The sequence below is a fragment of the Myxococcales bacterium genome (assembly GCA_016716835.1).
Classification (GTDB): Bacteria; Myxococcota_A; Polyangia; order Haliangiales; family Haliangiaceae; genus JADJUW01.
In genome coordinates, this window is sequence record JADJUW010000001.1 from 1,741,026 (window position 1) to 1,760,883 (window position 19,858).

The following is a 19,858-nucleotide window of genomic DNA, read 5'->3' on the forward strand; positions in this document are numbered from 1 at the left end:
CTAGACCTGATTCAGATCACCCTACCCGGTTCGCTACTGCTGGCAGAGACCGCTATGCCTAGGCTAGCGCGGCAAATTCGCGCGGCGCCAGTTAGACCAATCGGTCGCCGCACCACTTGACATCGCCGCCGCGGCAGCTCGTCCGTTTGAAGCGGGGGCGCCTGGCTTGCCCGCACCTGCCAGGGCTGCGGCAATCAGCGCCGCATCGAGCGCAAGGCCTGGGGCGGCAGCGGGCTGCAGCTCCGCGTGGTGACGCCCGATAAACCCGGTGTCGTATTTGCCCTCGACAAAGCCGGGGTGCCGGATGCACTGGCGATGAAACGCCAAGTTGGTGTCGATGCCGCGCACGTCGTATTCGTCAAGCGCGCGCCGCATACGCGCCCCCGCCGCCGCGCGATCGGCGCCCCACACGATGAGTTTTGAAATCATCGGGTCGTAGTGAGTCGAAATTTCGCTGCCTTCGTAGCAGCCGCTGTCGTTGCGCACCCACGGGCCATCTGGCACGCGCAGGCCGGTTATCGTGCCAGGCGATGGTAAAAACTTTACGGAATCTTCGGCATAGATGCGGCACTCAATCGCGTGGCCGCGCCGCATCGCATCGACCTCGGCCTGCGTCGGCAAGGGTTTGCCTTCAGCCACGTCGAGCTGCCAGCCGACCAAGTCGACGCCGAAAATCATTTCGGTCACCGGGTGTTCGACTTGCAGGCGCGTGTTCATTTCTAAGAAATAAAACTCGCCGTCCGGGCTGAGCAAGAATTCGCAGGTGCCAGCGCCGACGTAGCTCACGGCCTTGGCGGCGGCCACCGCGGCCTTGCCCATGGCCTGCCGCAGCGTGTCGCTGACCGCAGGCGACGGCGCCTCTTCGATGACCTTTTGGTGGCGGCGCTGGATCGAGCAATCGCGCTCACCGAGGAAAATAATGTTGCCGTGCCTGTCGCCAAATACTTGGATCTCGATGTGCCGCGGCGCGAGGACTGCTTTTTCGAGATACACGGTGTCGTCGCCAAAAGCGGCTTTGGCTTCGCGGCGCGCGCCGTCGAAGGCTGCGGGCAAGTCGGCCGCATTGTTCACCAGCCGCATGCCCTTGCCGCCGCCGCCGGCTGCGGCCTTGAGCAACACCGGGTAGCCGATCTTGTTCGCCGAAGCGACGGCCTGCTCAGCCGAGGCAAAGCCATTGCCTTGCGGCCCGTTGTCGCCGGGCACCACCGGCGTACCCGCTGCCATCACCGTCTTGCGCGCCTCGGTCTTGGAGCCCATGGCGTAAATGGCCTCGGGCGATGGCCCAAGAAAAATGATGCCCGCCGCCGCGCACGCGCGCGCAAACTCTTCGTTTTCGCTGAGAAAGCCGTAGCCAGGATGAACCGCGTCGGCGCCGGTGCGCTTGCAGGCTTCCAAGATCGCGTCCATGCGCAGATAGCTTTCGCGCGCCGCCGCGCCACCCAGCTGCACGGCGTAGTCCGCGAGGAGCACGTGCGGTGACTTGCGATCGACATCGCTATAGACCGCGACGGTTTCGATATTGCGCTCTTTGCAGGTGCGCATGATGCGAACCGCGATTTCCCCGCGATTGGCGACTAAGACTCGAGAAATTGCCACGGCGCGGACACTACCCTAAGGGCCCGCGCGTGAACAGGTTGCACGACCCTACGGCCGGCGCGTTTTTGGCTTGCTGCCCGGCCTAGCCGCCGCCGCCCTGCCGCCCTTGCGCGGGTCGCTGGCGGCCTCCATGAGGCCATTGCGAATAAAAATCGCCTGCACCTGGCCGTACGGCGCGCCAGCGAGCTTGTGCCCCTTGGCGCGCAGGGCATCGGCTACCTCAGGCGCGACGTCGCGGTCGACCCGCAGCGTCTCCGGCGCCCATTGATGATGAATGCGCGGCGCGCTTACCGCGGCCTCGGCATCCATGCCGAACCAAAGCCCATTAAGAAGCACCTGCAACGTTGCCGAAATAATGTTGGGCCCGCCCGAACCGCCGACGCAGCCGACGATGCCCTTGTCATCTGCGATCAAGGTCGGCGTCATCGACGACAAGGGGCGCTTGCCCGGCGCCACCAAGTTCAGCTCGCTCTGCACCAAGCCATAGAGATTGGCCGTGCCAGCTTCGATCGTGAAATCGTCGATCTGATTGTTGAGCACGATGCCCGATGGCGTAACGATGCCGCTTCCAAAATATCCGTTGACCGTGGTGGTGAGCGCGATCGCATTGCCCGCGGCGTCAACGACGCAAAGATGGCTGGTGCCGCGATCCTCGGGCAGGCCACGCCCAGCCGCCGGCCCTTGGCCATAGCTCGCGATGGGTTGCGTACGCTTTAGATCGATGCGCTTTGCCATCCGCGCCAGCCGCGCGGGCTGCAGCATCTCGGCGAGAAACGTCGCGGAAGCCGCGCTATCGCCGAGGTAGCGGCTGCGATCCGCAAAGCCATGCTTGAGCACCTCGGCGATGACGTGAAACGCGGTGGCCGAGCCGGCGCCGAATTTCGCGAGATCGAGGCCGCTCGCCGCAATCGTGCCAAGTGAACTAAGCAACACCACGCCGCCCGACGACGGCAGCGGCATGGTGACGACGCGCAGGCCGCGCCACTGTCCCTGCAGCGGCGTGCGCGTCACGATGGAATAATCTGCAAGATCTTTTTCGGTAATGACACCGCCCGCCGCGACGACAGAGGCGGCCAACTCGCGCGCCAGCGGACCGCGATACATAGCCATTGGGTTGCTCGCCAGCGCGCGCAAGGTCTTGGCGAGCGCCGGCCTACCGACGACCCCACCCTGCTGCCAATGCGCGAATGCGGCCGCATAGGGCGTGCCCGCGTCGGCAACCGCGCGCGCGGCATGCCAGCCAACGTCAAACCGATCCGCCAGGCGTGCGACCGGCAACACCAAATCGCGCCACGGCAAGACGCCAAATTCGCGATGTAAGGCAATCAAGCCCGCGAGCTCGCCGGGAACGCCGACTGCCAGGCCACCGAGCTGCGAGCGCGTGGGGTGGAGCGCGCCGTTTTCAAAAAACAAGGCCGCCGAGATCGCGGCTGGCCCAGTTTCGCGAAAATCAAACGCATAAAAGCGCCCCGTCGCCGCGATGTAGACCACCGCAAAGCCGCCGCCGCCAAGCCCCGATGATTGTGGGTTAACGACACCAACCGCGAGCGCCGCCGTGATCGCCGCGTCAATCGCGGTGCCGCCGCGCTCTAAGATGCCCGCCGCCAGACGCGACGCGCGCTCGTCATCGGCCGCGACCACGCCGGCACGCCCCGTGATCGGCGGATGCGAGGCGGACCAGGAGGGCTTTACCTGCAACCACAACGCGCACAGCGCTACGGCTACCCTAAGGTTTATCGATGTCTGCCTGGGCATGCGGCGCAGCGTACGCGGGCTAGCCATGGAGCCGCAACCTCGTGGGAGCTATACCTACATGGTGGCAGCAACTCGGCGCGCCGCATGCTTGTAACGCGCGATCCTGTTACAATAAACGGGCGTGGAACCTGCAAACACTCCCTCTAGGCGTGCACCCGTTACGCTTAAGATTAAGTTCAAGAGCGGCTCGGTCGACGAGTTTGTGCAGCGCTATGCCGGCGACATCTCGCATGGCGGCATTTTTATTCGAACCAAGACGCCACTGACGGTTGGCACCACGTTGCGCTTTGAATTTCAGCTGCGCGACGCCACCTCCTTGATGGGGGGCGATGGCACGGTGGTGTGGATTCGCGAAAGCGATCCCAACCGCCCGACCGCGGTCAGCGGCATGGGCGTGCGCTTTGATCGCCTCAACGACGGCAGCCAGCTCGTGCTCGACCGCGTGCTCGCGCACAAGGGCCGGCCAAGCCAGGTGATGTCGAGCCCACCGGTCAGCTTTGACGACGCGACCAAAGAGAACACGGCGCAGACGCAACCGCATGCGGTCGGGCGCTATGCCGCGACCGTTGCCGACGAAGTCGACCATGCCGACGATGATCGCACGATCCAGCGCGCGGCCGCGCCAACGGGCCAGCACGATGCCATCGACGATTTCAGCGACGAGCCAGCGCAATCCACCAAGGTGCGACCCGTCTCAGAGATTCAGCGCCAGCTCGCCGACAGCGACATTGGGCGAGCGGCCGCGGCCTCGGAGCTGCTGTCACAGCCGACCCGGCCTGGCATCGGCATGGTGGGTGAACGCACCGACGCGCTTACGGTGTCTGACCTAATGGACGCGAGCTTTGATGAACGTGGCGCCGAGGAGCCGACGGTGGCGATGGCAGCGCCGATGTTTCCAGGTGGGGCGTCATCGTCATCGACGCATTCCGACGTGCATACCGTCGCGGTGCAACGACCGTCGACGGCGTCAATTCTTGCCGCGCAACCCGTTGGCAGCAGCGCGGCGATGCCGAAGCGGCGAGGCGGCCTATATGCGGCCATCGCAGTTGGCGTCGTGGCGGCCGCAGCGGCGTTTGTGCTGCTGGTGCTGCCCGGGCTACGTACGGCAGATGAGCCAGCCGTGCCTGAGCAAGAAACCATCTCTGCCGCGCCGACGCCCGCCCCCATTGAACCCACGCCGGCGCCAACGCAGGTCGAGCCCCCGTCGTCGCGCCAGCGCTTGTCGAGACAATCATCAGCGCCAGTGCGCCCGGTGCGCAAGTCACGCTTGTTGCTCCTCCGGCCTCGATCGGCCCCAACATTAGCGGCCCCGCACCCTTTGCCGTTCAGGCGCCACGCGACATAGAGCTTTCGGCCACGGTCTCCGCGCCCGGCTTTCGCGATGCCTCTGTGCGCGTCAAGGCTGGCGAAACCGTCGTCGCCTCGCTCGTCGCCGTGCCAACGCGGCCGTTGCCGGCGCCGCGCGTGCCTCGTCGCCGGCCCGTCGCGGTGGCCAAACCGATCGCGCCACCAACCACGCCGACGGTGGCCCCGGCCAGCGATCCTGCTGTGACCAGCCCCGCAACGGACCCGGCGACAACTCCGGCGACAACTCCGGCGACGACTCCAGCGACGACGCCACCGGCCCCGACGCCACAGCCAGCGCCCGCTCCCACACCACCCACGACAACACCTCCCGCGACGACAGCGCCAGCGACGACGCCGACGGTGCCCCCCGCGCCCGCCCCACAGCCAGCGCCGACAACCAAAGATCAAAAACCGACGTGGATAAACCCGTAGCCTCCGGCCGCCCTCGCTTCGCGACCGCATGTTAGAATTAGGGTCGTGCGCGTCCTGCTTGCGTTTGCCGATGTTGGCCTGAGCCTGCAACTCCAAGAATCCTTGGAAGCGCTCGAGATCGAAGCGATCTGGGATGCGACGGCCGCGGCGGGGCCCGTCGTGCGATCGCACGGCGACTACGACGTCGTGCTCATCGATATCGATACGTTGGGCCCCAGGCTCGAGGCAACGCTCTCGAGCTGGCGCACGATTGACCCCACCCCAGGCCTGGTGGCCTGTGGCATGCGCGGCGATAACGAGGCCAAGGCCAAGGCGGCGCGGATCGCCTACGCACGCAGCGACGTCGCGGCGACGCAGTTAGCGCAGATCGTCGGCGAGGCGGCGCGTCTGCGCTTCGCGGCGGCGATGACCCGCGGCCTGGCTCGCGCCGCGCTCGGCTTGACTGCCGCGGCGACCCCGGAAGATGACGCGGCGCAGATCGTCGCGGCGCAAGGCACGGCCGATCTCGAACTCGTGCGCGGCGCGCTGCGTTGGCATACCTATCACTATGGCACCTCAACCGACGTGCTGGCGATGTTGCGGCAGAAGCGCGCGTTGCAAATCCCCGAGGTGCAATTCTGTGCCCACCTCGATGGCACCTTCACCGTGCAGCAATTGCTGAAGAAGGGCCCCATCGATGCGTGGCACGCCGCGCGCCTCCTGTGGGTGTTGGCCTCGGTCGGCGCGATCACCCTCACGCCCGATCCGATCGACCGCGCGACGCCGCGGCGGCGGGCCTTGGCGCATATTCGCGACCACCTGCGCGCGCGCATGGCGCGGCTGGAGGGCAGCACATTTTTTGACGTGCTTGAGGTGACGCCCGCGGCCGAGCCCAAGGACATTGAGATCGCGTATGCCTTGGTCGCCCGCCGCTACTCGCCGCAGGTGCTCGCCACGTTTGATCTTGGCGACGTCGGCAAGCACGTCGAGGCCATGTGGCAGCTCGCCCAAAAGGCGCGCGCCGTCCTCACCGACATGGCCGATCGCGGGCGCTACAACGATTGGGTCGCCGCGCGCCAGGCGCAGCTCAAGAGCACCTGGGTCGTCGATCCACAGACCGTGCATATGGGAAGCGACGCCGCGGCGCGTGGCCAACAGGCGATGGCCGCGGGGGATATTCATCGCGCCGTGGGCGACCTCGCCGCGGCGTGTCGCTACCATCCCGGCCATCCCGAGTATGAGACCACGTTGGCGTGGGCGCGCTATCGCGTCCAACTCGCCGGCGGTGGCGACCGCGTCGAGGCCGCACGTGTCGCGCGCGCCTCGGCCGAGGCGGTCATGGCGGGCATCCGCCCGTGGCCGCGCGCGATGCTGGCGCTCGCGCTGCTCTGCGCCGCCGACAACGATGCCGACAGCGCACGCTTTCACCTGCGCGAGGCGCTGAGCGTCGACCCGTCGCTCATTGCCGCGCAGCAACTGCTGCAGAAGCTGTCGTAGCTCGCAGCCTTAGCGGAGCAGCGTCGCCAGCGTGTAGGCGACGTACAAGCCAAGCGCGATGGCGCCCTCGCCGCGCGAGATGGTGCGCTCGCTGCGAATGAACAAGGCCGCCAGGCTCGTCATGAGCACGAGCATGCCAAGGTCAAAGGCTAGCTCCGCTATCGGCATCGCGATCGTGCCGACCAGGCCCGCGCTGCCCAGGCACAGCAAGACGTTGAAGATATTTGAACCGATGACGTTGCCGACCGCGATGTCGGCGAAGCCCTTGCGCGCCGCCACCAGGCTGGTGATGAGCTCGGGCAGCGAGGTGCCAATCGCGACTATGGTCAGGCCAATCACGCGATCGCCGACGCCGAGTGACTTTGCGATCGCCACCGCGCCGTCGATAAAGATCGAGCCGCCGACCAGCAAGATGGCCAGGCCCCCGATCGCGATGAGCGCCGATCGGCCCAGGCTCGCGGAGGACGCGGGCGCACCCGCGACGTCGGCGGCCGCGCCGGTTACCGCCGCGCCCAACGCAAGCGCGACCGCGCCGTGGCCCGACGCCGCGGCGCTTATGCCGACCACGATCTCGGGCGCCGAGGTGCCGTAGGCGACCACCGTGAGGCCGACGATGAGCTGGGGAATCTTCAACGCCAGCGCGATCGCCGACGCGCCGGCGACGAACCATTCGGCGCCAAAATACAGCAGCGTGCCGCCGCCAACGATATAGAGCCATGCTTCCATTGCCGGGTCCGATCCGCCGCTATTGCTTGCTACCGCACGCGCCGGTGGCGCACAGGCAAGGCGCCGGCAAGCCGTCGGCCGTGCAGTAGTTATTGATGACACCTTGCATGGTGAACTCTTCGATTTGATCGAGCAGCGCCGCCCAACCATGAATGCCGCCGTGGGTGCCGTTGTCGTCGGACGGCGGGATATTCTGCAGCGATGGCAGCGGCGTCGGCGCCTCGTCATACGCCATGAAGGCGCTGGTCAGCGGGCCCGCGGTGGCCTCGATGTCGTAGACCGGGCGCGTCGCGGGTGCCAGCGTCGCCAGGCCCATGGTGCGCGCCATGCTCTCGGTGACGTAGTTGGACACGAGCGCGTCGCCGACCGCCTCATAGAGCAAGATCTGTTTGGCCGGGACGCCCGGCATGGGGTCGGCCAGGACGCGCTGCGCGGTGGTCGCCGAATCATAGGGTTCGATCCGCAGGCCAAGCAGCGCGATGAGCAATTGATACTCAAATTGCGTCGCGTAGGCGGCGCGCGCCGTGCCTTGCAGCAAGATCCACGCATTGCTGCGCTCCAGCAGCATCGACCACATGCCGCCGGCGACGCCCAGCGTCGCGCGCATGACGTGCGGATCGTAGGCCATGAAGACATGCCCCATGGTGCCGCCGAGCGATCCACCAAGGTAGTAGACTTGCGACGTATCAATCATCGATGCGTTGTCGCGCTGCAGATAGGGCGAGGTGCCAAGATTGCCGCGCACCAAGTGTTCGAGCGCGATAAAATCGATCACACCCTGCGGAATCTTATCGGTGATCGCCGGCGTGCGATTGAGATCGTTGACGATCAGCGGCACCAGCGGAATCTGCCGCTCGGCGAGGCCGTTGTAGTCGGTCGCCACCAGGATCACGCAATAACGCTCGGCGACGCTCTGGAACAGGCGATCCTCGAGAAACCCCGCGGCGGCGCCGAAGACCCCGTGCCCGAGCATGATCACGGGCAATTGGGCCGGCGCGGTATCAATGCACTTGGGCACGATGACGACCAGGCTGGCCTCACGCGCCCCTTGCAAGGTTGGCGCCCCCGCATCGTCGCGCACGAGCACGGAGGCTTCGAGCCTGTCTTCGCCCGACAAAAAGTTCGCCGAATCAAACGACCCGAAGAGCAAGTGCTTGACGCCGTCGTCTAGTGGCGTCTCCTCCACCACCTCAAACCCCTGCGAGGCCGAGAGGTCTTGTAGGTAGTTAAGCGCCAGCCCGCTCATCACCGTAAGGTCGCGCGTGAGCATCTCATCGGAGGCGGTGACGAACTCCCACGCCAAGACAACCTCGCTCATCGCAACGGCCTGCGCATCAATGGCGTCGTGCCACGCGGGAAAATGCGCCTGCATGCGCGCAAAGGCCGGATGGTCAAATGAGGCCCCGCGCACCAGGGCGTCAAAGGCGGGCGGCCTTACCAAGGCGCTGCCATCGGCCGCGCGCACCTGGGAGGTAATCACCACGAGCATGCGGCTCGCGGCCGGCAAGCGCGTAACCGGCCTGATAATGAGCAGCTGTTCGCGCGCCGACGAGGCACCAGCGTCGGGCTCGGCAAAATACGGCAGTCGCTGCCCAGTCTCCAGATCAAGCAGCAAGATCGACGCGCCTGGTGCAACCGACTGCGCGATGTCGTCGGGGCCAATAAGGCCTTCGGCGGACACGCCCGACGCGAATCCCACTAAGATCGGACCCGTCGGCGCGAAGCCATCATAGAGCGCAAATGGGGAAGAATCAGCGGCGACGTTGTCGTAATTTACCGGCATCGCGCCGGAGTTTATGTCGATATGAAAGCCCGTCGCGGTGTCGCGATCCTCAGCCAAATATTCCAGTGACGGCCACGGCGACAAGCACGTGCCGGGGCTGCCATCGCTAAAGAGGCTGCATGGGTTCGCCGGTTCAGAGGCTCCGTCACAACCGGCCGCGAGGCACGCCGCCATCGCCGCGAACAATAAACGCTTGCTCATGCGGCAAACCCTAGCACGAGGCCCTCCCCCCTTGGCGTGGCTGGCGCCACAGCTTAGCGCTGGGTCGCCGAACCCGGGCCTACCGAATCACGGCGAGGCGGGCGGCCTTCTTGGGCTTGCTCAGGACCGCGCGCGCGATCTTGATCGCAGTTTTCTGGGCGATATCAGCAAATCGCAAGGACTGCGCCGAGTCGGGATTGGCGACGACGATGGGAATGCCCGCGTCGCCGCCAAAGCGGATGCGGGTGTCGATCGGAATTTCGCCAAAGAAATCCGCGCCAATTTCGGCCGCCAGCCGTTTGCCACCGCCGTGTGAGAAAATCTCGTCGTGATGGCCGCAGGCGGGACAGTCGTAGTACGACATGTTTTCAACCAGCCCCAAGATAGGGATTTCGACCTTTTCGAACATTGCGATGCCCTTGACCACATCGACGATGGAGACTTCTTGCGGCGTCGTCACCATGACCGCTCCCGTGATAGGGATTAGCTGCGATAGCGAGAGCTGGACATCGCCGGTGCCGGGCGGCAAATCGCAAATCAGGTAGTCAAGGTCACCCCACACCACGTCGCCCAAGAACTGCTGCAACAGGCGATGCACCATCGGGCCACGCCAGACCACCGCCTCTGAGCGATCCACAAAGAAGCCGACCGAGATGACCTTGATGCCGTGGTGAATCGCGGGAATTATTTTTTTGTCTTCGGTGGTGCCCGGCGACACCTCGGCGGGTCCAAGCATGGTGGGAATCGACGGGCCAAAGACGTCGGCATCGAGGAGGCCAACGCTGGCACCCATGCGCGCCAACGACAGCGCCAGATTGGTCGACACCGTGGATTTGCCAACGCCGCCCTTGCCCGCGGCCACCGCGATGATGTTCTTGGGGCCCTTGAGAATCGCCTTATCGCTGGGCGCTGGCACGTAGGCGGTAACGACCTCCGGGATAACCGTGACCTTGCCGGCCCCCGCTTGCGTAAGGGCGGTCTCGATGCGTTGCGACAGCTCGCGCCGCGCGGCGACTGGATAGGCGTGGGTTGGAATCTCCAGTCGCACGGTGACATCGCGCCCCTCCACGACGAAGCTTTTAAGAATCCGGTAGCTTACGATGTCGTGTTCAAAAATTGGATCGATCACGCTGCCAAGCGCTTGCTTGACGGTGACGTCGGTTACATGTGGCTGGCTCATTTAATGTGACCCATCTTGGCTTTCTTGACATCGAGGTAGGCTTGGCTCTCCGCCGAGGCAGCGACCCAATGGGCCTGATGGCCGGCGACGTCGATGCCGGCGGCCTGCAGGCCTGAAATCTTGGCGGGGTTGTTGGTCATCAGGCGTACCGCGCGCACGCCGAGGTCGCGCAAGATGGCGGCGGCGAGCTCATAGTCGCGCGCGTCCGCGTCGAACCCAAGCTCGACGTTGGCGTCGACGGTATCCTTGCCCTGATCTTGCAGGGCATAGGCGCGCACCTTGTTGCCAAGGCCGATGCCGCGGCCCTCTTGCACCAAGTAGACCAGCACGCCGCGGCCTTCGGCGGCGATGCGGGCCAGGGCTTCGTCGAGCTGCGCGCGGCAATCGCAGCGCAAGGAGTGCAGCACCTCGCCAGTGAAACATGCCGAGTGAACACGCGCCAGCACTGGGGCGGCCCCGCCAAGGTCGCCCATGACCATGGCAACGTGCTCTTGCTCGCCGTCGATGCCGCCGCCGACCGCCGACTGGCCTAGCGTGCGCGCCTGCCCAGTGCGATACACGTACAGCGTAAACACGCCAGCGGGCACGGGCAGGCTGCTTTGAGCATAGCGCAGAAGGCCTGAGGTCACGGCGCAGATATGACCCTAAGGCGCAGGGTTGTCAACCCGGCACATGGTGATAGCAGGCGCCGCAGGCGCGACGCCCGAATCCGCGTTGACAGAGGCCCCCGCGCGCCCTACGTTGCATGCATGGCAGTGAGGGACGTCGTCTATTGGCCGGATCCGCGGCTTACCCAGCCCACGCGCGCGGTGACGGCGATCACCGACGAGGTGCGCGCGCTGTACAACGATCTTAAGGAAACCATGTTCGCCGAGCGAGGCCTCGGCATCGCGGCCATTCAGATCGGCGACCCGACGCGCATGTTCTTGGTCGAGGCGGAGCTCGCAGGCAAGACCCAAGCCGACGACCCGGTGGCGTTCATTAACCCAGAAGTAATGTGGGTGAGCGAAGAAACCGAAGAGGTCGAAGAGGGCTGCCTTTCGTTTCCCAAAATCTATATCAAAATCGACCGCCCGGTGCGGGCCCGGCTGCGTGCCATGAACTTGCAGGGGGAGCTGTTTGAAATGGAAGGCGAAGGCCTGCTCGCGCGCTGCATGTTGCATGAAAACGATCACCTCACCGGCAAGACGCTCGCCGACTATGCCGGTCCGCTCAAGAAGCAGATGATGAAGAAGAAGTTGCTGCGGCTCGACCGCGAACGCGCCGAGGGCTAGCGCTACGGCTCTCCGCGAAACCAGCGGCGCGGATTGCGCGCGATCGCGACCTTGGCGCGGAGTTGCTCGAGCCCGTCGAGCACCTCGCCAACCTTGGCGCGATGGCGGTTGAGAAAGCGGTCCACCGCGCCGTCGCCGGGCGAGGCCATGTCGGGCGCCTTGGAGGTGCTGCTGTACATGCCCTCAAGCGCCTTGAGCACCGCGTCCTTGACCAAGAAGCGCGCCGGCACCTTGGCCATCATGCCGTACATGGCGGCGCTGCCTTCGCTTTTTAATTCCGGATGCGCCCTCACATGCGCCACCGCCTCACGCGCGTCTCGCAAATAGTCCTCGACGATGGCGGCGTGGTTGGAGGTGACGGTGAGGTGGATGCTGGTGGGATGCTGCTGGCGATCGACGTACCAGCCCTTGGCTTGCAGCTGATCGGCGACGGCGAAGAGGTCCAGCGCAGGATCGGTGCTGCGCCACGTAACGATGGTCGCGTGAGGCGCGCCGCATAAGGCGATGCCCGCAATCTCACCGAGGCCACGCCGCAAGGCGGTGGCGGCATCGAGCGCCAACTTGGCGTGGCGGAGGTAGCCCTCCTCGCCCATGGCCTGTAGGCCAGCCCACGCCGCGGCGATGGCGCCACCACCGCGTGTTCCCGCGACGCCAGGCGAGGCATACACGCCGGAGGGGTTGTCGACCGAGACGAAAAACTGGTGCCGCAGGTAGCTCATGTCGCGAAACAGCAAGGTCGAGGCACCCTTGGCGGTGTAGCCGTATTTATGCAAGTCAGCCGAAATGCTGGTGACGCCCGGTACGCGAAAATCCCAACGCGGCACGGCGTGGCCGAGGCGCTCGAGAAACGGCAAGATAAAGCCGCCAACGCACGCGTCGACGTGCAGCGGCAGCTTATGCGCCAGCGCCACGTCCGAGAGCTCGGCGATTGGATCGACCACGCCGTGCGCGTATTGCGGCGCCGAGGCGACCAATAAGATGGTGCGGGCATTGATCGCGCGCGTCATTGCGCGGACGTCGGCGCGAAAGTCCGTCCCGTCGACGGCCACGCGCCGCACGCGCACGCCAAAGTAATAGCCCGCCTTGTCAAACGCCACGTGTGCCGTCGTGGGCACCACCATCTCGGGGCGACGAATCCAGGGCGAATGTTTGCGCGCACGCTCGCGCGCCGCCTTGACCGCCAAGAGCAGGCTCTCGGTGCCACCCGACGTCATGGTGCCGACGACGTTGTCGTCGCCATGAAATAGGTTGGCCGCCATACGCACGACGTCGGATTCCATGCGCCGCAGCGACGCAAAGGCCATCGGGTTGAGCGCGTTTTCCGAAAAAAAGAGGTTGTGCGCCTGCTTGAGAAATGCCGAATGCGCGTCGCCAGCGTGATAGACCAGGCTAAACACGCGGCCGTCGCGCCAATTGACATCGGCGGCCCCCAAGGCCTTGAGCTCGCCTAACAACTCATCGTGAGGCCGCCCCGTCAGCGGCAAGGTGCGCACCGTGCGCTCTGGAGCATTCAATGATTCAGACACCCGCGCACGCTAGCACGAGCCGCGCGTGGCGGGTCACCAAGATTCCTGCGTGCCCGCCGCGTGGCAGACTAAGCGCGCGTTACCCTTAGGAGTTATATATCATTATGTCAGGTAATTTAAGGGGCCGGCCGCGGCGCTTAAGCCGTCGCGCAACGCCGCGTACCCAAAGCCGGGCTAGCTGGCGACCGCGACGGCCTCATAGGCGCGAATCACGGTGACCTTGATCTGACCGGGGAACGTCAATTCGTCTGAAACCTGGGCGGCAATATCGGTTGAGAGCTGCATGACGTCGGCATCCCCGATGTCGCGATTGTCGACATAGACGCGCAGCTCGCGGCCGCCGTGAACCGCGTGCGCATACTCGACGCCGCGATACGACGCCGCGATGCGCTCGAGATCTTCGACGCGACCCGAGAAGCCCTCTTGTTGCTCGCGCCGCGCGCCGGGCCTCGCCCCACTCATGGCATCGGCGGCGGCAACTAAGTAGGCGTACGACGAGTTTGCCGGCTCGTCAGCGTGGTGTGAGCCGATGGCGTTGGCGACCAACTCCGTCTCGCCAAGCCTGCGCGCGATGTCGGCACCGATGACCGCATGCGAACCTTCGATCTTATGGGTCAGCGCCTTGCCGATGTCGTGCATCAACGTCGCCCGCCTGGCCAGTTTTTCGTCGAGCCCAAGTTCGGCCGCCATCATGCCGGCAAGAAACGACGACTCGACCGCGTGCAGCCACTGATTCTGCGTATAGCTGGTGCGATAATTGAGCGCGCCGACCAACCCCACGATTTCTGGGTGAGCGCGCTCAATGCCGAGCAGGTGAAAGGCCTTGCGCCCGAGCGTGTTGATTTCTTGTTCGAGGTTGGCGCGCAGCTTGGTCGCCCACTCGGTGGGATTTTTAACGATGGCCTCGACCAGCTCGGGCTTGGCTAGGCGCGCAAAGCCGCGCCGCGCCACCTCGCGGCCGACCCCGTCCAGGCCTTCCATGCGAAACGCCGTGTGGTCGTCGTTGAGAATGAGCGTAATGCCGCAGACTTGCTCTAACGCCTGGTGAATGGCGCCGTCATTGGCGAGGGCCAAGGCGACGATGTCGCCGCCGACGCGCAGGTTGGACACATTACGCTCGGTGAGAAAGTGATTTTGATAGCGGCTCGACGCGATCTCGAGCAGCCGGGTGGCGTGGCGATCGTATTCAGGGTCGGCCATGTTGGCTTCAAGCTTGCGCATCGCGGCCTGCGCCTGCGCCGCGGCATCGGTAACCCATCCACGCTGCAGCGTCTTGACGATGGCGTCGCGCTGCACGTTGCCACGGGCCTCGAGCACGGCCAGCGCCTGAGCCAGCTTGGCCTCGGCGTCTTGATTAATGCCACGCGCACTGTCGTCCAGCGACGTGACCTCGCGCGTGTGGGCCGCGACGATTTCCGCACGTCGTTCGGCTTCCGCGAGCATGGCCGCAACGTCCGTCCGCGCGCCTTCGGCCTGGCCTGCGAGCACGCTCATCCGCTCGTGCGCCGCGCTAATCTCTTCCATGCTTTGGGTGCGACGTTGCAACGCCTCCGCCTGCGCCTCGGCGACTTGGGCGCTGGCGAGCGCGACGATTTCTAGCCGCTGGCGCTGCATATCGAGTTCAACCTTGGCTGCGGCCTCAGCCACGACGGCGTCGCGCTGCTGCGCCGCCGTGATGCCTAGGAGCCAAACGGCAAGCCCAGCGCCCAGCGCCAGGGCGACCAAAAAAGCAATCCAGACCATGGCTAACCATCGCTGATGTCTGGCGCAATAACAAGATGAAGCGCCTGATCCGCGGTCACGTGGACGATGCGCCGCGCGTTTACGCCGGCGGGCAATTGCTCGCCCTCAAACGTGAGCGTGATCGTCGCGCCAACCTCGGCGTTAATTACCAGCGGCGAACGTCCCACCTCCTTGCCATCCACCATGGTGCGCAGGCCGCTGGGCTGCGTCACCACATGCAAGTTGGCGCTGGGAGGGTCGGCGAGCGGACGCGCCACGGCGGCGAGGTTGCGCGCGCGCAGGCCCTGAAGCTGCCAAAACAAGCCGCCAGCCGCGCCGCCGAAAAGCAAAAAAAACAGCCAGCCGGCGATCACCCGCTTGCGTCCGCGGCGACGAGGCGGTGCCGCGCTAGGTCGCGCTTCGCCGCCGGTGGTGCGCCGGCGCGCGTGCGTCATCGTAACCAGGCCGCGCTCGGACGCCACCGATTCAAGTGCCGACGCGGAAATGGCGGTCGGCGACGCGACGCGAACTTGCGGCGCGGCGGCCCGTGACAAGGTGGCGCCACTGAGCCCGCCTGCGCCGGTAGGCAGCGGCGGTGGCATCGTCGTGCTCGGGGGGCGCGCCGCGGCCATCGTAAAGGGCACGAGCGCGGCGGCCAACTCGCGCATGGACGCAAAGCGTTCGGCGGGCGATTTCGCAAGACAGCATGCAATGACCCGCTCAAGCGCGGGCGGGACGTGCGGCGCAAACGCGCGTACCAGCGGCGGCGGATCAAACACCTGCATCCGCAGCAGCGTTGCCGTGTCCGGCGAATGAAATGGCAGGCGCCCCGAGACCATCTGAAAGAGCAGGACCCCCAACGCGTAAATATCGGTGCGATGATCGACCTGTTTTTGCGACTGACACGCCTCGGGGGACATGTATTGCGGCGTGCCGACCACGGAGCCAACCGCGGTCAGCCCGGTGGTGTTGCCATCGAAGAACTTGGCGAGCCCAAAATCGAGCAGCTTGACATAGTCGCGATCACCGCGGCGATCGATCAGCATGACGTTGTCGGGCTTGAGATCGCGATGCATGATGCCGCGCTCGTGCGCCGCGCCCAAGGCGCCTGCGATCTGAATGGCGATCTTGCACGCGCGGCTCAGCTCAACCTGGCGTTGCGCAACCATCAGGGCGGCCAACGTCTCGCCCTGCAAGTACTCCATGACGTAGAAATACTCGCCATCTGGCGCCTGGCCAAAGTCATGGGCCTCGACGATGTGCTCATGGCCAATCGCCGTGACGGCGCGCGCCTCCTGAAAAAATCGCGCGATGACATCGCGACTGGCCGCGAGGTCTTTGTGAATTACCTTGACCGCGACGCGCTTGCCGATAACCGGGTGTTCGGCGAGATACACCGCCCCCATGCCGCCATTGCCGAGTCGGGAGACAATCTTGTAGTTGCCGAGGCTATCGCCGATTCCGATGGGCACGCCCCATTATTATCGCACGCATGCCGGTGGCGGCTCAGCCGCCGGCGCAAAACTGTGCGTAATCAATAAGCTCGATGTTGCGGCGATCGACGCCTGGCGCACATGTAGGACAGGCAGGATTGGCAGCCAGCCGCAGCTCGCGAAACGAGGTTTGCAAGGCGTCGTAAACGAGCAAGCGCCCGGCCAGGGTGTGACCCAGCCCTAAGATGAGCTTGATAACCTCGGTCGCTTGCAACACGCCCATGACGCCGGGCAGCACGCCGAGCACGCCGGCCTCGGCGCACGAAGGCGCAGCATCGCGTGGCGGCGGCTGTGGAAACAGGCAGCGATAGCACGGCGCGCCTTGCGCTGAAAACACGCTGAGCTGGCCCTCGAAGCGATAGATGGAGGCGTGGACCACCGGCTTGCCCAGGCGCAGCGCGGCGTCGTTGATGAGATAGCGAGTTTGAAAATTGTCGGAGCCGTCGACGATGACGTCGAAGGCGGCCATGATTTCGAGCGCATTGTCGCGGGCCAGGCGGGTGCGAAATGGCAACACCTTGAGGTCGGGGTTGAGGCCGCGCAACGTTACCTCGGCGCTGGTGACCTTGGCCATGCCGACGCGGCCCTGGCTGTGCATGATCTGGCGCTGCAGATTCGATTCATCGACCACGTCGTCGTCGACGAGGCCAAGGGTGCCGATGCCGGCGGCGGCCAAGTACATGGCCGAGGGCGAGCCAAGGCCACCGGCGCCAACGCACAGCACCTTGCTCGCCAGCAGCCCAATTTGGCCGTCGACGCCGATTTCGGGCAGCCGCGTATGCCGCGCATAACGGCGTGCTTGCTCGCCAGTGAGCGCGGTCAGCCCGGTCGGCGTCACCCAGGCGTAACCGGCGGCCTTCCACGCGGCAAAGCCGCCGCTCATCGAGGTGACATGCGCGTAGCCGAGTTCACGCAGCGATCGCGCCGCCAACGCCGAGCGCACCCCGCCGGCGCAGTAAACGACGATCGGCGTGGTCTTGTCGGGCACCGCGGCCTCGATGCGCAGCTCTAATAATCCGCGCGCAATCCACGTCGCGTTTTTGATGCTGCCTTGGCTGTGCTCATCTTGCTCGCGCACGTCGATGAGCGTTGGCGCCACCCCACCCTCCAGCCGCGACTTGACCTCGGCGACGTCCGCCTCCGCGATGTCCGACTTGACGCCTTGGATTAGAGCCTGGAAATTTGTCATGGCGGATAGCGGTAATATGGATTAGAGGACACAGGCGGGCACCGCGGTGGTCTCGCCAAGCATCGCGTTACGTAGCTGCGCGCGTTCACGATGCCAGAAGCATAGCGTGTCCGCCTCGCGCAAATAACCATACTGATACAGCAACGAGGTGGAGATGCTGCGCGCGAGAATGGTGCTGGGCGAGGGCTCCATCAGGGCGGCATGTCGGCGCCTAACAACCAACTCCGCCGCGGCGAGCTGCGCGTCGACTTCCGCCAACGCCGCATCGCGCGCGTCGGGTGCCCCGCTTGAGGCTGCGGCGAGCCACAGCGCGTGGGCAAAGGCCGCGCGCGTCGCCGCGATCTCGACGCCGTCGATTAGCTCGGCGATGAACGGCGTGGCGGCCGAGTTCGCGAAGGCAGGGGCGTTCGCCTGCGTGGCCAACACCGCCAACTCATCGGCGAACGCCGCAAGCGGCGTCAGCACGTCCGCGGCAAACTGCGCCCTCACCTCTGGGGTCGCGTCGATGATCTCTTCGAGGTCAGGGCGGCGCGGTTGCGACCACACGCCAAGGGCGTAGCCGGCGGCAAACGTAACGTCCTGGCTCGCGAGATACGGCGCGAGGCGCTGATCAATATGCGCGCCCTGCTGCAGCTCGGTGAGCTCGGCGACCAAGCTGGCAGCGGCCTGCCCTGCTACGCCCAGGGGCGCAAACATGTCGCCGAGCAGCGCCTCGTACGAAGCCGGCAACGCCCACCCCATGCGCAGCGCGGCCCAATCGTTTTGCCAATAGCCCCACTCCCAACCGCTGGAAAAGATCACGTGGTCTTGCAGGCCGGCGTGGCCGCCTTGGGCTGCCGCCGTCGCAAGGCTCGCCAAATCGTCGTAGCGCGCCCGCATGTACAGCGGCAGGTATTGCGGGATCGAGTTGTCAAACGCGACCCAATACGCGGTCTCGGGAAAGTAGCCTGCGGGCTCGCCCAGCGCGAGGCGTTCGAGCAAGTACGCGCGGTGTTCGGCAAACGTCTCGTGATTGTAGGCGCCGCCGGCATCGCCAAAAAGCCCGTAGTACATCACGGAGTGCATCCACGGCACGATCGGGCGCGCCGCGAACTTGACCAAAAAATAATAGAGCAGGCTCTCTTCTTCATAGATGACGCGCGTGTCCTCGAAATTGCCGACGTGGATGCTCGCGGTCACCTCGGCGCTGGGCCAAGCCGCCTGCACGGCGTCATAGGTTTGCTCCACCGCCGCGATAAACGCCGATGGCTCCTCGCTGAAAAATTCGCCAAACGAGAGCTGAAGGCTGTCGTAGGGCAGCTCGGCAAGCGGCGCCAGGCGCGCCGGGATTGCCTCGGCCGGCGCCTCGTCGGCCTCCACCAAGTCGTACGCATGTTGCAGGTTGCTCGCACCAAAGACTTGCAGCCCCGCGCCGACGCGCAGGCCACGCGCGTGCGCCAACGTCAGCAACTGCCGCTGATGTGCCAGGCGAGGCGACGGCCCTTGGGCCGCGTTGGCGAACATGTCGTCGAGCAGCGGCCAGGTGACAAAGTTGGCGCGGTTTTTCACCAGCCAATCAAGCGTGCGCGCCGCGTCGGCTAGGTTTTCGTCACCGGGCTCCCAAAAATCAAAATACGCTTCTGTCGGGTGCAAGATATGCAGGTGCACGCCGCGCCGCGCCACTTGCGGCGATTCAACGCGATCCAAGATTGCCGCGTCAGGCACCGCCAACGTCGCCGGCACAAACGTTTGATGCGGATGGAAAAACCGCACGCCCATGGCTTCGAGCAGCGCCGAGACGCCGTATTGCGCGCCGAGGCTATCGCTGGCTTCAACGACAAAGCCGCCCGGCGCCTCGCGCAAGCGAAAACATTCGGCGCACATCGCATCGTCGATGACGACGGCAATTTGCGTTCGCGACGCGCTTTCGCCCAGCGCCAAGTCAGGCTGCTCGCGCACCGTTAGCGCGGCATCGAGCTGACTCGGCAGCAGCGCGACATAGGGCTCCATCGCGCCGGCGCGCGCCGGCGGCACGATAATTTGCATGGCGGGCGGCGGTGACTTGCAGCCGGTGGCACCTGCCACCCCGGCGCAGGCCACCCACCATGCCAACAGAGCCAGTCGCCGCGACGTCATGCCTTATTTGGTACCACGCGATGTGTACGCTGTCGCGCTCGCG

General features: G+C 65.4%; 15 protein-coding genes. 4 read left to right on the forward strand and 11 right to left on the reverse strand.

The features are described from left to right. Positions 1 to 63: 63 nt before the first annotated feature. Positions 64 to 1,596 carry an acetyl-CoA carboxylase biotin carboxylase subunit gene (locus tag IPL79_07700; protein MBK9070866.1) on the reverse strand — a complete coding sequence of 511 codons (1,533 nt, stop codon included), beginning with the start codon at positions 1,594 to 1,596 and terminating at the stop codon, positions 64 to 66. Positions 1,597 to 1,644: 48 nt separating this feature from the next. Then, positions 1,645 to 3,351 (reverse strand): gamma-glutamyltransferase, encoded by a 1,707-nt coding sequence (gene ggt, locus IPL79_07705; protein ID MBK9070867.1) that lies wholly within the window; start codon positions 3,349 to 3,351, stop codon positions 1,645 to 1,647. A 121-nt stretch (positions 3,352 to 3,472) separates the two neighbouring features. Between ggt and IPL79_07710 the strand changes: the two genes are divergently transcribed. From IPL79_07710 to IPL79_07720, 3 genes are read left to right on the forward strand one after another with little or no spacing between them, the layout of a single operon-like run. Continuing rightward, positions 3,473 to 4,696 carry a TIGR02266 family protein gene (locus tag IPL79_07710; GenBank protein MBK9070868.1) on the forward strand — a complete coding sequence of 408 codons (1,224 nt, stop codon included), beginning with the start codon at positions 3,473 to 3,475 and terminating at the stop codon, positions 4,694 to 4,696. A gap of 44 nt (positions 4,697 to 4,740) precedes the next feature. Continuing rightward, positions 4,741 to 5,130, forward strand: coding sequence for a hypothetical protein (locus tag IPL79_07715; protein MBK9070869.1), 390 nt, complete (start codon positions 4,741 to 4,743; stop codon positions 5,128 to 5,130). 45 nt (positions 5,131 to 5,175) lie between these two features. Next, positions 5,176 to 6,606, forward strand: a complete 1,431-nt coding sequence (locus tag IPL79_07720) for a hypothetical protein (GenBank protein ID MBK9070870.1) — start codon at positions 5,176 to 5,178, stop codon at positions 6,604 to 6,606. A gap of 9 nt (positions 6,607 to 6,615) precedes the next feature. On the opposite strand, the gene IPL79_07725 is transcribed toward IPL79_07720, so the two are convergent. The 4 genes from IPL79_07725 to ribA form a co-directional block, all read right to left on the reverse strand. Beyond that, entirely contained in the window at positions 6,616 to 7,332 is a 717-nt protein-coding gene (locus IPL79_07725; protein MBK9070871.1) for a hypothetical protein, read from the reverse strand. Between the two features lie 19 nt (positions 7,333 to 7,351). Continuing rightward, entirely contained in the window at positions 7,352 to 9,316 is a 1,965-nt protein-coding gene (locus IPL79_07730) for a hypothetical protein (GenBank protein ID MBK9070872.1), read from the reverse strand. Between the two features lie 79 nt (positions 9,317 to 9,395). Next, complete coding sequence (locus IPL79_07735) at positions 9,396 to 10,496, reverse strand: Mrp/NBP35 family ATP-binding protein (GenBank protein MBK9070873.1); 1,101 nt, start codon at positions 10,494 to 10,496, stop codon at positions 9,396 to 9,398. After that, the gene (ribA, locus tag IPL79_07740; GenBank protein MBK9070874.1) at positions 10,493 to 11,134 is read right to left on the reverse strand and encodes a GTP cyclohydrolase II; all 642 of its coding nucleotides are present in this window, start codon (positions 11,132 to 11,134) and stop codon (positions 10,493 to 10,495) included. Before ribA ends, IPL79_07735 begins: the two co-directional genes overlap by 4 nt. Before the next feature lie 111 nt (positions 11,135 to 11,245). Between ribA and def the strand changes: the two genes are divergently transcribed. Then, positions 11,246 to 11,770: a peptide deformylase gene (gene def / locus IPL79_07745; GenBank protein MBK9070875.1), complete on the forward strand. Its 525-nt coding sequence runs from the start codon at positions 11,246 to 11,248 to the stop codon at positions 11,768 to 11,770. Positions 11,771 to 11,772: 2 nt separating this feature from the next. Here the strand turns inward: def and IPL79_07750 are convergent, their stop codons facing one another. The 5 genes from IPL79_07750 to IPL79_07770 form a co-directional block, all read right to left on the reverse strand. Continuing rightward, entirely contained in the window at positions 11,773 to 13,263 is a 1,491-nt protein-coding gene (locus IPL79_07750) for an aspartate aminotransferase family protein (protein ID MBK9070876.1), read from the reverse strand. Between the two features lie 207 nt (positions 13,264 to 13,470). After that, the gene (locus IPL79_07755; GenBank protein ID MBK9070877.1) at positions 13,471 to 15,039 is read right to left on the reverse strand and encodes an HDIG domain-containing protein; all 1,569 of its coding nucleotides are present in this window, start codon (positions 15,037 to 15,039) and stop codon (positions 13,471 to 13,473) included. Positions 15,040 to 15,041: 2 nt separating this feature from the next. Further along, a complete protein-coding gene (locus tag IPL79_07760) occupies positions 15,042 to 16,490 on the reverse strand; it encodes a protein kinase (protein ID MBK9070878.1) in 1,449 nt (482 codons plus the stop codon). Positions 16,491 to 16,524: 34 nt separating this feature from the next. Continuing rightward, positions 16,525 to 17,700 carry a molybdopterin-synthase adenylyltransferase MoeB gene (gene moeB, locus IPL79_07765; protein ID MBK9070879.1) on the reverse strand — a complete coding sequence of 392 codons (1,176 nt, stop codon included), beginning with the start codon at positions 17,698 to 17,700 and terminating at the stop codon, positions 16,525 to 16,527. A 21-nt stretch (positions 17,701 to 17,721) separates the two neighbouring features. Further along, positions 17,722 to 19,815, reverse strand: a complete 2,094-nt coding sequence (locus IPL79_07770; protein MBK9070880.1) for a hypothetical protein — start codon at positions 19,813 to 19,815, stop codon at positions 17,722 to 17,724. Positions 19,816 to 19,858 lie beyond the last annotated feature (43 nt).

Bases quoted from the DNA above. Each gene is read 5' to 3' on its own strand.
- moeB (MBK9070879.1), bottom strand. From the start codon at position 17,700: ATGACAAATTTCCAGGCTCTAATCCAAGGCGTCAAGTCGGACATCGCG.
- ggt (MBK9070867.1), bottom strand. From the start codon at position 3,351: ATGCCCAGGCAGACATCGATAAACCTTAGGGTAGCCGTAGCGCTGTGC.
- def (MBK9070875.1), top strand. From the start codon at position 11,246: ATGGCAGTGAGGGACGTCGTCTATTGGCCGGATCCGCGGCTTACCCAG.
- IPL79_07755 (MBK9070877.1), bottom strand. From the start codon at position 15,039: ATGGTCTGGATTGCTTTTTTGGTCGCCCTGGCGCTGGGCGCTGGGCTT.
- IPL79_07770 (MBK9070880.1), bottom strand. From the start codon at position 19,815: ATGACGTCGCGGCGACTGGCTCTGTTGGCATGGTGGGTGGCCTGCGCC.
- IPL79_07730 (MBK9070872.1), bottom strand. From the start codon at position 9,316: ATGAGCAAGCGTTTATTGTTCGCGGCGATGGCGGCGTGCCTCGCGGCC.
- IPL79_07725 (MBK9070871.1), bottom strand. From the start codon at position 7,332: ATGGAAGCATGGCTCTATATCGTTGGCGGCGGCACGCTGCTGTATTTT.
- IPL79_07735 (MBK9070873.1), bottom strand. From the start codon at position 10,496: ATGAGCCAGCCACATGTAACCGACGTCACCGTCAAGCAAGCGCTTGGC.